This window comes from Pseudomonas marincola (genome assembly GCF_900682675.2).
Taxonomy (GTDB): domain Bacteria; phylum Pseudomonadota; class Gammaproteobacteria; order Pseudomonadales; family Pseudomonadaceae; genus Aquipseudomonas; species Aquipseudomonas marincola.
This window is the reverse complement of the sequence record NZ_LR215729.2, coordinates 4,539,827-4,552,622: the sequence shown is the minus strand read 5'-3', so window position 1 is coordinate 4,552,622 and position 12,796 is coordinate 4,539,827. Positions and strand designations below refer to the sequence as shown.

Here is a 12,796-nt window from a genome sequence, read left to right as displayed (position 1 = left end):
GCTTATACGCTTTGCGGTTGTGCGCGTGAGACCGAGCACAGGCGGATCGAGTCCGCGAGAATTTCAATCGCCTTGGGCCGTGGAAAGCTCGCGCGCCAGGCAATGGCCACGGTACGAAAGGGCACGGGCGCACTCAGCGGACGCACTTCGATAATCCCAGGCGCGTAATGGTGGCTGTCGACAGCCGAGAGCGGCAGGATTGATACGCCCAGACCGGAGGCAACCATGTGGCGAATGGTTTCCAGTGAGCTGGATTCCACGGTGGTGTGCTTGGCGTGATCTTCGCCGCCCTTGCGCAGGGTCGGGCAGGCCTCAAGTACCTGATCGCGGAAGCAGTGGCCTTCGCCCAACAGCAGCAGACTCTTGTCGTTGAGCAGCTTGCTGTCGATCGACTTCAGCTCAGTCCACGGATGGCCGCTCGGCATCAGCGCGTAAAACGGCTCGTCGTAAAGGGCTTTGGTCAGCACGTCGGCTTCCTGAAACGGCAGAGCAATGATCACTGCATCCAGCTCGCCGGTGCGCAGTTTGTCGCGCAGGACGTGAGTAAAGTTTTCTTCGATATACAGCGGCATTTCCGGAGCAACACGGTGCAGCTGCGGAATCAGATGCGGGAACAGGTACGGGCCAACGGTGTAGATTGCGCCGATTTTCAGTGGTGCGGCGAGCTGGTTCTTGCCCGCCTGAGCCAGCTCACGAATACCCTGAGCCTGCTCCAGAACCTTCTGTGCCTGCGTGATGATGCCTTCGCCTACGGGCGTCAAGCGCACGGCGCTTTTGCTGCGCTCGAAAATCAGCACACCGAGTTCATCTTCGAGTTTCTTGACCCCGACCGAAAGCGTCGGCTGACTGACATGGCAACGCTCGGCCGCACGGCCAAAGTGCTGCTCCTGAGCGAGGGTGACGATATAGCGCAGTTCAGTAAGGGTCATAGCGTCCATCCATTAAGTACCGCCCTAGCATAGCCTTTGCAATGCAATGAACCAACCGCGCTAAACTGCTCGCAGGTGAAAATAATGGAGAATCGCATGCCAACAGCTACGCGGGTATTGATTGCAGGGTGTGGTGACGTCGGCACGCGCTTGGGCTTACGGCTGGCTCAGGCGGATTGGCAGGTGTTTGGGTTGCGCCGCAACACTGCGCAATTGCCGCCGCAGATCGAACCGGTGACGGGTGATTTGCAGGCCGATGCCTGCCCGGCGCAATGGCCGGCGGGAGCGCTGGATTATCTGGTTTATTGTGCTGCCGCGACTCAGTCCGATGAGGCTGGATACCGCGCGGCTTATGTCGATGGGCTAAAACGTACGCTGGGCTGGTTGGCAAAGTCCGGCCAGCAACCCAAGCGCGTGCTGTTTGTCTCAAGCAGTGGCGTTTACGGCCAGCAGGAGGGCGAATGGGTGGATGAGACCTCGCCAGTCGGCGCCGGGCGTTTTAGCGGGCGAATCATGCTCGAGGCCGAGCAGGTGGCGTTGTCCGCTGGCCTGCCAGCCACTGTTGTGCGCCTCACCGGAATATACGGGCCGGGGCGCAAATGGCTGATCAATCAGGTGCGTGAAGGGTACCGGGTCGCGGTCGAGCCGCCGCTGTATGGCAATCGCATTCATGTCGATGATGCGAGCGGCTTGCTGGCCTTTTTACTGCAAGCAGATGAACGCGGCGTTGCGCTGGAAGATTGCTACATCGGCGTCGATGATCAGCCTGCGCCCCTGCACGAAGTGGTGGCGTGGTTACGCGAGCAATTAGGCGTGACGCATTGGGCGGGGGATGAGGCGACAGTGCGCCGGGCGGGGAGTAAGCGTTGCAGTAATGCGCGTGCGCGGGCCTTGGGCTGGACGCCGCAGTACCCGAGTTATCGCGAAGGCTATGCCGCTATCCTGCAGGATTTGAGCTGAGCAGCAGAGCAGGGGCGTTTAGCGCGCCCCTGCTCAAAAACGCTTATTCGATGACCAGAATCGCGTCCATTTCTACCTGAGCGCCTTTTGGCAGCGCCGCAACACCAATGGCGGCGCGAGCTGGATATGGCTGCTCAAAGTAACGGCCCATCACTTCGTTGACGGTGGCGAAGTGCGACAGGTCGGTCAGGAAGATGTTGAGTTTGACGATGTCCTTGAACGAGCCGCCAGCAGCTTCTGCAACCGACTTGAGGTTCTCGAATACCTGAACGGTCTGGGCTTCAAAGCCTTCAACCAGTTCCATGGTTTTCGGGTCCAGCGGGATCTGGCCGGACATGTACACAGTGTTGCCAGCCTTGATCGCCTGAGAGTAGGTGCCGATAGCTGCAGGTGCTTTGTCGCTGGTGATAACGCTCTTGCTCATGAGATTCTCCAGTTGAAGGTTGCGCGGGCTTGGCCCACGTGCAGACAATTCGAGTACGGTGGTCAGGCCACCGTACAACAATGTCGATGAATGTGTGTACTCAGGAACGCACCCGGGTGATGCGAATAACGCCCAGCAAGGCGCGCAGCTTCTTGATCACGCGGGCCAGATGCACGCGGTCATGTACGCTGACCACCAACTGCACGACACTCATGCGCCCGTCGCGCTCATCCATGCTGATCTTCTCGATGTTGCCGTCGGCGTCGTTGACACTGCCGGCGAGCAGGGCGATCAGGCCGCGCTGGTGTTCCAGTTCGACGCGCAACTCGACGTTGAATTCGCCGGTGACATCTTTCGCCCAGGATAGCTGGATGCACTTCTCCGGATTGTTGCGCACCTCGCCAATGTTGCGGCAGCTTTCGAGGTGCACGACCATGCCTTTACCCGCAGACAGGTAGCCGACAATCGGGTCGCCTGGAATTGGCGTGCAGCATTTGGCGTAACTAAGAACCAGGCCTTCGGTGCCGCGAATCGCCAGCGGGCCTTCGCTGCTTGGGCGCTCTTCGCCTTCGCTGGCGAGCATACGGCGGCCGACAACATAGGCCATGCGGTTACCCAGGCCGATGTCTTCCAGCACGTCTTCGATGACCTGCTGACGGTATTCGCTGAGTACCAGTTGAATTCGTTCTTGGCTGATCTTCTCGAGGCTGGTGTCGAAGCTGGCCAGCACCTTGTTGAGCAAGCGTTCGCCGAGGTTGATCGACTCTGAGCGACGCTGTTGCTTGAGCGCGTGGCGGATATGCGTACGCGCCTTGCCGGTGACTACAAAGTTCAACCATGCCGGGTTCGGGCGTGCCGCCGGCGCGCTGACGATCTCAACCGTCGAGCCGCTCTCCAGCGCTTGTGACAGCGGTGCAAGGCGACGATTGATCCGGCAGGCAATACAAGTGTTGCCGACATCGGTGTGCACCGCGTAAGCAAAGTCGACTGCCGTTGAGCCTTTTGGCAGCTCCATGATGCGGCCTTTCGGGGTGAAGACGTAGACCTCGTCCGGGAACAGGTCGATCTTCACGCTCTCGATAAATTCCAGCGAGTTGCCCGCGCGTTGCTGCATCTCCAGAACGCCCTTGACCCACTGCCGCGCACGGGCGTGAGTGCCTTTGGGCTGATCTTCTTCGTTGGATTTATAGAGCCAGTGCGCAGCGATGCCGTTGTTGGCCATCTCTTCCATCTCGCGCGTGCGGATCTGGATTTCGATGGGCACGCCATGCATACCGAACAGCGTGGTGTGCAACGACTGATAGCCATTGGCCTTGGGAATTGCGATGTAGTCTTTGAAGCGTCCCGGCAGCGGTTTGTACAGATTGTGCACGGCGCCGAGGATGCGATAGCAGGTGTCTACCTTGTCGACGATGATGCGGAAGGCGTAGACGTCCATGATTTCATTGAACGCCCGGCGCTTGCCGCGCATCTTCTGGTAAATACCGTACAGGTGCTTCTCGCGCCCGCTGACCTCGCCTTGAAGATTTTCGCGTTCAAGGCAATGCACCAGAGACTCTTCAATTTTATTGACGATTTCTTTGCGGTTGCCACGGGCACGGCGCACGGCTGCGCGGATCAGGCCGGCGCGCATCGGGTGCATGGCCTTGAAGCCGAGGTCTTCGAACTCTACGCGCATGCTGTGCATGCCCAAACGGTTGGCGATCGGTGCGTAGATTTCCAGCGTTTCTTTGGCGATGCGACGGCGCTTTTCGCCAGACAGCACTTCCAGCGTGCGCATGTTGTGCAGGCGGTCGGCCAACTTGACCAGAATCACCCGAATGTCACGGGCCATGGCCATCGCCATTTTCTGGAAGTTTTCGGCTTGCGCTTCGGCTTTGGTTTCGAAGTTCATCTGGGTCAGCTTGCTGACGCCATCAACCAGCTCGGCCACGGACTCACCGAACTGCGCGGTGAGTGCTTCTTTGGCGATGCCGGTGTCTTCGATTACGTCATGCAGCATGGCCGCCATCAGGCTTTGATGGTCCATGTGCATGTCAGCAAGAATGCTAGCCACCGCGAGCGGGTGGGTTACATATGCCTCACCACTGCGGCGGCGTTGGCCGTCGTGGGCTTGCTCGGCATAGAAATAGGCTCGGCGGACCAGATTGACCTGGTCATCGCCGAGGTAGGTCGAAAGTCGAGTGGCGAGGGCGTCTATGCTCGGCATAGGTGTTCTCCATGCTGAGCTGAGCGACCATGCGCCTTACGACGTCGACCGGGCATAGGCTTACAGAGGCTCGTTAGCCTCGTCCTCAAATGAGCCAAACAATGGCTCTTCTTCAACGATTTCAGCTTGGGCGATGACGTCGTAGTTCATCAGGCCGGCAGCGATTTCGCGCAGGGCGATAACGGTAGGCTTGTCGTTTTCAACCGGAACCATTGGCTCTTTGCCGCCGGTAGCGAGCTGACGCGAACGCTTGGTCGCAAGCATGACCAGCTCAAAGCGGTTATCAACGTTGTCCAGGCAATCTTCAACGGTAACGCGGGCCATGGTGTTCCTCGTAGCAAATGCAATTAAAGCTGGGCCCGAATGGGCGAGCGGACTGGATAGTCTAAAAAATCACCAGCGTTATGGGAAGCTTTTGTTTTGTCGTGCTGCCGTACGGCTTAAGCCAGAAGCTCGCTCAACAGCCCGGCGTGACGCTGTTGCTGTGCGGTTTGTTGCAGCTGGTTGGCACGGAATACGGCTTTAAGATCGCTCAATGCGTGAGCAAAGTCATCATTGATAATCACATAATCGTACTCGACGTAGTGGCTCATCTCGCTGACGGCCTCGCGCATGCGGCGCTCAATGATCTCGCCGCTGTCCTGGCCACGGTTGGTAAGGCGATGGCGCAATGCTTCCTGAGTCGGCGGCAGGATGAAGATCGAGCGTGACTCCGGCATCAGGCGACGAACCTGTTGCGCGCCTTGCCAGTCGATTTCCAGAATCAGGTCATAGCCCTCGGCCAGCGTGGTTTCGACCCAGGTTTGCGAGGTGCCGTAGAGGTTGTCGAAAACCTGCGCGTGTTCCAGAAACTCGTTCTTGTCGAGCATGGCGTGGAACTGCTCGCGGTTGATGAAGTGGTAGTTCTCACCATCGACTTCGCCCGGACGCATGGCGCGTGTGGTGTGCGAGACAGACACACGAATCATCGCCTCGCTGTCGATCAGCGCCTTGACCAGGCTGGTCTTGCCCGCGCCAGAAGGTGCAGAGATGATGTACAGGGTCCCGGTTGTAAGCGTCATGTGTGTGTCCTGAAAAGCAATAAGCCAAGCGTAGTCGCAACGATTGAGCATTATAAGGCGGTTTGGCGACAAACACGGCTGAAACTTCGCGGGATATCCATCTGCATCGGGTAAATAGTGGGCAGTTGAGCCGCCGCGAGCAGGCTAGTTTCTGCGGGCGGCGGCTTGAAAGCGACTGGCCGATTACAGCGAAATGATGCCGTAAGCGCCAATTTTTGGCAGGCCGCCGTAAGTGCCAACTGGCGTCAATGTGAAGCCATCAGCGCCAACCTTGAATACGGTCACTTCACCTTTGTTGCCGATCAGCTGATTGATGTACTTGCCGTCGGCGCTGAGCGTCAGGTCGCTGAAGAAGTCCATTTCAGCCTCGTTCTTGTAGGCCGTTGCGGTTTTCAGAGCGATGCTGCCATCCGGGTTGATGGTGTAGGCGCTGATGGAGCTGGACAGTGCATTGGCTGCCCACAGCGTTTTGCCGTCTCGCGAAGTCTCAACCCAGCAATTGGCGATCTCGCCACCTTCGACCGCATCGCCGGTCAGGGCGTCCGCTGTTACCAGTTTGATCTGGCCTTTACCGTCCATGGTGTAGGACGAGGACGAGCTGGTTTGCCATGAGTATTTCGGCGACTGCGGGACCTTGCCGGCGTCTTCGCGCAGCATGCCTTTCTTGTCCAGAAAGCGTGCCTCAGAGGCAACAATGATGTCGCCCTTAGCGCCTTTTACAATGTCGAAGCCGACCGGGATTGGCAGGGCACGGCTCGAATCGCCGTTCGGCGCGCTGGCGACGGAAACCGGCTCCTTGGAAAGAGTGCCGTCTGCATTCACGGCAAATACTTTAAATTGCCCGGTCACCAACTCGTTGACCACGACAAACTTGCCGTCAGTCGAGAACACGATTGTGGTTGGGCGAGCGCCCAGATTGCGGGTCGAGTTGGCGATTGGCGTGAGCTTGCCAGCCGCGTCGATGGTGAAGCCGCTGATGTTGCCGCTGAATGGCGGAGCCTTGGCATCGCCGGAACTCGCCACATAAACCAGCTTGCCTTTGGAGGCGATACTGACCGGGTGGATATCGCTGGCTTTGACGGTATTCACCAGTTTCAGCTTGAAGTCGTCGGCGACATTGAACGAACTGATGGTGCCGTCGCCGGAGTTGACGGTGAGCAGGTGCTTTTTGTCTTCGGTGTTATAGACACCGTAAGCGGAAATCAGCGGATCAATGCCGTCAGCCAGTGGGTGAGTCGGGTCATAGCCGCCGTCGAAAATTTCGATATTTCCGGTGCCTTTGCCGCCGGACTTGAACTCGCCCAGCGTGCTCAGGCTGCCATCACTCATTTGCTTGAAGGCGACGATGGTATTGCCTTCGGCTTTATTACTTGAGGCATATACCGCGCCTACCTGCTCGGCCGCCATTGCACTTGCACAGGCGGTGGTCAATGCAATGGCGAGTAAAGTTTTTGCTGTATTCATGATAATTCCCTTTATCGGATTACGAACAAGAAGTCGTGGCGGGCAGTTTCAGCTGCTGCATAATCAATCTGCTAGTCACAGTAGATAAGTCTATGGCACTGCTCTTCGGCTAATTAGCGGCTTGCGCTGAATTTCAATAAAACGCTGTGTGAATAATATTAATATCGCGTTATACAAGGCGGATGTTCAGGCGAAGCAAAGCCTTGGCTAAGTTATTACCAATAGTTCTTGTTTGCATTAAATGATAGAGCTTAAGTTATCGAGTCAATCCGCGCGCATACAAGCCCGCGCGGGTTGACTGGGCATCAGTGATTCCAGCGCGGCTGGACTGCCTGTGCTGTTACTTTGCCGTCAGGTCGGAAAGGGTGCCGCCGGTTGCATCTTTGCCTTTACCTTTACCGGCACGCAGCACTGGGTAGTACTGGGTGAAGACAAAGTCGTCGGCTGCTGATGCGTCGTGGCAGGCATTGCAGGCGGCGGTCGGGAAGGCGGTTGCGGTGTCGGTCAGCGCCTTGTGATCAGGCGTCGAGAAGCTGAAGTAGGCCCAGTTGCCAGGCTCTTTCGGGAACAGCTTCTTGCTCTTGATCGTGGCTTCCAGGCCGATGAAGTCGCCTTCAAAGTAGCCTTTGCCGCTAGGTGCGGCCTTGCTGCCGACGTCGATCAGTTCTTTAACCATGATCGCGCCGTCACGGAAGGTGCCCTTTTCTTTCCATTGATCCCAGCTCTTGCGGTCAATGTAGACGTTGTGGAATTCAGGAAAAGCGGCCTTGCCGTTGTTCATGTCATTCGGGGTAAGTGGGGTGCCCACGAATACCCATTCGCGATAGCCCGTTGGGCGGTCCAGCTTGCCGTCTTTAAATGTATAAAGCTCGCCGCCAACTGCCGCGCCTGCAATAAATATTTGGCCGATTGTCCCGGCGAGGGCTAAGCCCAGCAATGATTTCTTGATTGATTTCATGGCTAACAAGTCCTTGTAAAGTTTTATACACATTGCGTCGTGCAATGCTTGCGGAACATTAGCTCATAATATTGAAGTTGTGTAAGCCCAAGTACGTAGTATCTGACCAAGAACCCATCGCTATATGTGCTGAAACCTGCTGATGCATTAATAACAGGATTAATATGTAGGAATATGCCTACAGATTTTTACCTCCTGTCAGGTAGTGAGCTGAAAAGTTTCAGGTGGGCTGTTGTCAGCAAGTTAGTAGTTGATGCATAGGGATATAAATAAAGTCTACATATCCTAAGTATGGGTTTTATTAATTAGATTTTTGGTGGACATCTACGGCGCGACATCATGCGGGGCACAGGATGAATGGAGGCGTGTAGATACTGGCAGAGGTGTTGGGCGTGAAGCGTTTTGCGAGGTGGGTCAGTCAGGGTATTCATCGCGGCGTGTGCGCAGACGGGTTTCGCGTGTGCTCGACCCGTCTGTTGATCGGGTAATCACTCGATATTTTGTACTTGCTCGCGCATCTGCTCAATCAGCACCTTGAGGTTTACGGCCGCTTGCGTGCTGCGCGTGTCGAAGGCTTTTGAACCAAGGGTGTTGGCTTCGCGGTTGAGTTCCTGCATGAGGAAATCAAGGCGGCGACCGGCTGCGCCTTCGGCATTGAGAACCCGGCGGACTTCAGTCACATGGGTGTTGAGCCGATCCAGCTCTTCGGCGACATCGCTCTTTTGTGCCAGCAGCACCATCTCTTGTTCAAGACGTTGCGGGTCGAGTTCGGCTTGCATCTCGACGCAGCGATCAAGCACCTTCTGGCGTTGCGCCTTGAGCATTTCCGGGACCAGTTCGCGCAATGTCACGACCTGCTCGCTGATGCCGTCGAGGCGTTCGCTGAGCACTTTTGCCAGTTCGGCGCCTTCACGCTTGCGGCCTTCTTTCAGCTCGCGCAGGGCCTTGTTGAATGCGTCCAGCGCGGCTTTGTTCAAGGCTTGTGGATCGCTGGCATCGGCAACCAGTACGCCAGGCCAGGCCAGAACTTCCAGCGGATTGAGCGGCGCAGGTTGTTTGATCAGGCCGGCGATGGTCTCGGCCGCTGCGATCAGTTGCGAGGCGCGCTCGCGGTCGACCTGCAACTCGCCCGCGCTATTGTCTTCGGTATAGCGCAGGGTGCATTCGACCTTGCCGCGCGAGAGGCCTTTACGCAGCGCGTCGCGTACCGAGCCTTCCAGATCGCGGAACGACTCCGGCAGGCGCAAGTGCGGCTCAAGGTAGCGATGATTGACGGAGCGCAGCTCCCAGCTCAGCGTGCCGTTGGCCACAGTCTGCTCGTTACGGGCGAAGGCGGTCATACTGTGGATCATGGAGCTAACCTCGGAGTCTGTCTGATGCATTGAGCGCCGATTGTAGCGCAGTGTGTCGGGCGGCCCAATTGGTCATGTCGCCGTAAGGCTTGGACCTTTATAATGGGCGCCAGAATTCTATACAGAGTGGGTATACCTTGATGAAACGTCCAAGTGGCCGCAGCGCCGACGAGTTGCGCGCAATCCGCATCACCCGTAACTACACCAAGCATGCCGAGGGTTCGGTGCTGGTTGAGTTCGGTGATACCAAGGTGATCTGTACGGTCAGCGTCGAGTCGGGCGTTCCGCGCTTCCTCAAGGGTCAGGGTCAGGGTTGGTTGACTGCTGAATACGGCATGCTGCCGCGTGCAACCGGTGACCGTAACCAGCGTGAAGCCAGCCGTGGCAAGCAGGGCGGTCGCACCTTGGAAATCCAGCGCCTGATCGGCCGTTCGCTGCGCGCTGCGCTCGACATGTCTAAGCTGGGTGAAAACACCCTGTACGTCGATTGCGATGTGATTCAGGCAGACGGCGGCACCCGTACTGCATCTATCACCGGTTCGATGGTGGCCTTGATCGACGCGTTGAAAATCATCAAGAAGCGTGGCGGCCTGAAAGGCGGCGATCCGCTCAAGCAGATGATCGCAGCTGTTTCCGTTGGCATGTACAAGGGCGAGGCGGTACTCGACTTGGATTATCTGGAAGACTCGGCAGCCGAGACTGACCTCAACGTGGTTATGACCAGCGCTGGCGGCTTCATCGAAGTGCAGGGCACCGCCGAAGGCGCGCCTTTCCAGCCGGAAGAGCTGAATGCCATGCTGGCGTTGGCAGGCAAGGGCGTTAATGAGTTGTTTGAGATTCAAAAGGCCGCACTGGCCGATTGAGCCAATGAGTCAGGAGGGCAAGTAATGGATCAACAAGAGCCACAGGTACCCGTACCCGCTCCCAGCCAAGAAGCACGGCAATGGGCAATGTTCTGCCATTTTGCGGCTTTTCTGGGGTTTGTTTTTCCGTTCGGTAATCTGATCGGGCCGCTGATTCTCTGGCAAATCAAGAAGGATGTTGATCCTTTTGTGGATGCGCAGGGTAAAGAGGCGCTTAACTTTCAGATTAGCGTGAGCATTGCCTTCATGATCAGCGTGCTGCTGATGCTGGTGGTGATCGGCTTCATGTTGGCGAGTCTGGTAACTATTGCCGGCATCGTGCTGGCGATCATTGCCGGGATCAAGGCTAACGAGGGCCAAGCCTATCGTTATCCGTTCAGTTGGCGGCTGATCAAGTAGACATAAAAAAACCGGCGCGAGCCGGTTTTTTTATGTCTGGCGGTTTATACGCTGAGAATCCAGTCGTAATCCACCGTCAGTGCAGCGTGCTGCGAGAAGCGTGGCTGACGCGGCAGGCGTGCGGTGCGCACACTGCGGCGCATGCCGGGTGTGAGCAACTGGTAATCGAAGCGATAACCGAGGTTGAGCATTTCTGCCTGTTCGTTATCCGGCCACCAGCTGAACTGGTCGCCTTCACGATTCACTTCACGCAGGGCGTCAACGTAGCCCATGTTGTTCAGCACTTCATCCATCCAGGCCCGCTCTGGCGCCATGAAGCCGGGTGATTGCTGGCAGTCGCGCCAGTTCTTCACATCCAGCTTCTGGTGCGCGACGTACAGCGAGCCGCAATAAATGTACTCGCGGCGCTTGCGGCGCTGCTTGTCCAGATAATGGGTGAAGTCGTCCATGAACTTGAATTTTTGATTCAAGCTCTCATCGCCGTCCTGCCCTGATGGCAGCAACAGAGTGGCGATGCTTACTTTATCGAAATCTGCCTGCAGGTAGCGCCCGTAGCGATCGGCCATTTCAAAGCCGAGGCCGCTGATTACCGCCTTGGGCTGCAAACGCGAATACAGAGCCACGCCACCTTGGCTTGGTACTTCTGCATCGCAGGCATAGAGGAAATAGCCATCCAGTTGGAAGGCTTGGTCGTCCAGCTCAAAGGCGGAGGCACGGGTGTCCTGCAGGCAGATCACGTCGGCATTCTGTGCTTGCAGCCAACTGAGCAAACCGCGCTCGACTGCAGCATGAATACCATTCACGTTTACACTGATGATCCGCATAAATGGCCCCCAAAAACACGTGCGTGTATGATACCCGAGGTCGTGTCTATTAGCTAAATTCCTAGTCAAATCTCTGTTTTTTGGGGCTTTCCATGCAAGCATACCAACGCGAGTTTATTCGTTTTGCCATTCAACGCGGTGTTTTGCGCTTTGGTGAGTTCACTCTCAAGTCGGGGCGCACCAGTCCATACTTCTTCAATGCGGGCCTGTTTGACAGTGGTTCGGCGTTGGCGCAACTGGGGCGATTCTATGCCGCAGCAGTCGCAGATAGCGGTATTTCTTTCGATGTATTGTTTGGACCAGCCTACAAGGGTATTCCGCTCGCGGCTACCACTGCTGTCGCATTGGCTGATCATCATGAGCACGATGTGCCCTGGTGTTTCAACCGCAAGGAAGCCAAGGACCATGGCGAAGGCGGCACGTTGGTTGGAGCGCCGCTGGCCGGCAAAGTTCTGATTATCGATGATGTTATTACCGCGGGAACGGCAATTCGCGAGGTTATGCAGATTATTCAGGCGCAGGGTGCGACGGCTGCTGGCGTTTTAATTGCATTGAATCGTCAAGAGCGTGGTAAAGGCGAGTTGTCAGCCATTCAGGAAGTCGAGAGGGATTTCGGTATTCCGGTTGTCAGCATCGTTTCGCTGGAGCAAGTGCTTGAGTATTTGGCAGAAGATGCTGAGCTTAAACAGCACCTTCCGGCGGTTCAGGCTTATCGCGCTACCTATGGAGTCTGACGTTAATAGATAAGGAAAATACAATGCCCAAGTCGGCCCTAAACCCCTGCTTGTTGCTAATAACACTGCTGCCCACACTGGCCTTTGCCGGTGAGTCTTATCGTTATATCGATAGCAAGGGTGGCGTGGCGATTAGCCGTCAGGGTGTTCCGCCTGACTCGATTGCGCGCGGCTATGAAGTGCTCAACGATCAGGGGCGGGTAATTCGTGTGGTGCCGGCGGCATTGAGCCGCGAAGAAATGCAGCAAAAACTGGATGCGCGCGACAAGGCGGCTGCTGACGCCCAATTGTTGCGCATGTACAGCTCGGTCGAGGACATCGATCGTGCCCGGAAACGGGGCCTGCAAGAGTTGGATGGGGTTATCGGTGTGGCGCGAGGCAATTTGCAGTCAGTACGTTTGCAGCAATCTCAGCTGCAGCAGAAGGCCGCTGAATATGATCGCGCCGCAACTCCGGTTCCGGAGGATGTGGTTAGCCGCATCAACAACCTCAAGGGCGAAGAGCGCCGGCTGCAGGACGATATCAAACGGTATCAGGATACTCGTCTGAAAACCGAGGCCAGCTTTAACAGCGAGCGTGCGCGGTTTGTTGAGCTAACACGCACGCAATAACCATCAAT

General features: G+C 56.7%; 14 protein-coding genes. 5 read left to right on the top strand and 9 right to left on the bottom strand.

Going from position 1 to position 12,796, the window contains the following annotated elements:
• Positions 1-2: 2 nt before the first annotated feature.
• Positions 3-929: a hydrogen peroxide-inducible genes activator gene (locus PMYSY11_RS20850; RefSeq protein WP_090509935.1), complete on the bottom strand. Its 927-nt coding sequence runs from the start codon at positions 927-929 to the stop codon at positions 3-5.
• 96 nt (positions 930-1,025) lie between these two features.
• On the opposite strand from PMYSY11_RS20850, the gene PMYSY11_RS20845 reads away from it, so the two are divergent.
• On the top strand, positions 1,026-1,889 hold the full coding sequence (locus PMYSY11_RS20845) for an SDR family oxidoreductase (protein ID WP_150547906.1): 864 nt from the start codon (positions 1,026-1,028) through the stop codon (positions 1,887-1,889).
• A gap of 43 nt (positions 1,890-1,932) precedes the next feature.
• On the opposite strand, the gene PMYSY11_RS20840 is transcribed toward PMYSY11_RS20845, so the two are convergent.
• The 7 genes from PMYSY11_RS20840 to PMYSY11_RS20810 form a co-directional block, all read right to left on the bottom strand.
• A complete protein-coding gene (locus PMYSY11_RS20840; protein ID WP_069899893.1) occupies positions 1,933-2,313 on the bottom strand; it encodes a RidA family protein in 381 nt (126 codons plus the stop codon).
• A gap of 100 nt (positions 2,314-2,413) precedes the next feature.
• Complete coding sequence (gene spoT, locus PMYSY11_RS20835; protein WP_069899892.1) at positions 2,414-4,522, bottom strand: bifunctional GTP diphosphokinase/guanosine-3',5'-bis pyrophosphate 3'-pyrophosphohydrolase; 2,109 nt, start codon at positions 4,520-4,522, stop codon at positions 2,414-2,416.
• Positions 4,523-4,582: 60 nt separating this feature from the next.
• The gene (rpoZ, locus tag PMYSY11_RS20830) at positions 4,583-4,846 is read right to left on the bottom strand and encodes a DNA-directed RNA polymerase subunit omega (protein ID WP_069899891.1); all 264 of its coding nucleotides are present in this window, start codon (positions 4,844-4,846) and stop codon (positions 4,583-4,585) included.
• 116 nt (positions 4,847-4,962) lie between these two features.
• Positions 4,963-5,583 (bottom strand): guanylate kinase, encoded by a 621-nt coding sequence (gene gmk / locus PMYSY11_RS20825; protein ID WP_069899890.1) that lies wholly within the window; start codon positions 5,581-5,583, stop codon positions 4,963-4,965.
• 183 nt (positions 5,584-5,766) lie between these two features.
• The gene (locus PMYSY11_RS20820; RefSeq protein ID WP_150547905.1) at positions 5,767-7,047 is read right to left on the bottom strand and encodes a lactonase family protein; all 1,281 of its coding nucleotides are present in this window, start codon (positions 7,045-7,047) and stop codon (positions 5,767-5,769) included.
• A 340-nt stretch (positions 7,048-7,387) separates the two neighbouring features.
• Positions 7,388-8,005, bottom strand: a complete 618-nt coding sequence (locus tag PMYSY11_RS20815; protein WP_090509943.1) for a cytochrome P460 family protein — start codon at positions 8,003-8,005, stop codon at positions 7,388-7,390.
• Positions 8,006-8,493: 488 nt separating this feature from the next.
• Positions 8,494-9,357: a YicC/YloC family endoribonuclease gene (locus tag PMYSY11_RS20810; RefSeq protein ID WP_069898530.1), complete on the bottom strand. Its 864-nt coding sequence runs from the start codon at positions 9,355-9,357 to the stop codon at positions 8,494-8,496.
• Positions 9,358-9,497: 140 nt separating this feature from the next.
• On the opposite strand from PMYSY11_RS20810, the gene rph reads away from it, so the two are divergent.
• Positions 9,498-10,220 carry a ribonuclease PH gene (rph, locus tag PMYSY11_RS20805; RefSeq protein WP_069898529.1) on the top strand — a complete coding sequence of 241 codons (723 nt, stop codon included), beginning with the start codon at positions 9,498-9,500 and terminating at the stop codon, positions 10,218-10,220.
• A 24-nt stretch (positions 10,221-10,244) separates the two neighbouring features.
• Positions 10,245-10,619, top strand: coding sequence for a DUF4870 domain-containing protein (locus PMYSY11_RS20800; protein ID WP_150547904.1), 375 nt, complete (start codon positions 10,245-10,247; stop codon positions 10,617-10,619).
• A gap of 44 nt (positions 10,620-10,663) precedes the next feature.
• On the opposite strand, the gene PMYSY11_RS20795 is transcribed toward PMYSY11_RS20800, so the two are convergent.
• On the bottom strand, positions 10,664-11,443 hold the full coding sequence (locus PMYSY11_RS20795; RefSeq protein ID WP_069898527.1) for an exodeoxyribonuclease III: 780 nt from the start codon (positions 11,441-11,443) through the stop codon (positions 10,664-10,666).
• A 92-nt stretch (positions 11,444-11,535) separates the two neighbouring features.
• Here PMYSY11_RS20795 and pyrE point away from each other — a divergent pair, with 92 nt between their 5' ends.
• Entirely contained in the window at positions 11,536-12,177 is a 642-nt protein-coding gene (pyrE, locus tag PMYSY11_RS20790; protein ID WP_069898526.1) for an orotate phosphoribosyltransferase, read from the top strand.
• Between the two features lie 23 nt (positions 12,178-12,200).
• Positions 12,201-12,788 (top strand): DUF4124 domain-containing protein, encoded by a 588-nt coding sequence (locus PMYSY11_RS20785; RefSeq protein WP_069898525.1) that lies wholly within the window; start codon positions 12,201-12,203, stop codon positions 12,786-12,788.
• The last annotated feature ends 8 nt before the right edge of the window (positions 12,789-12,796 follow it).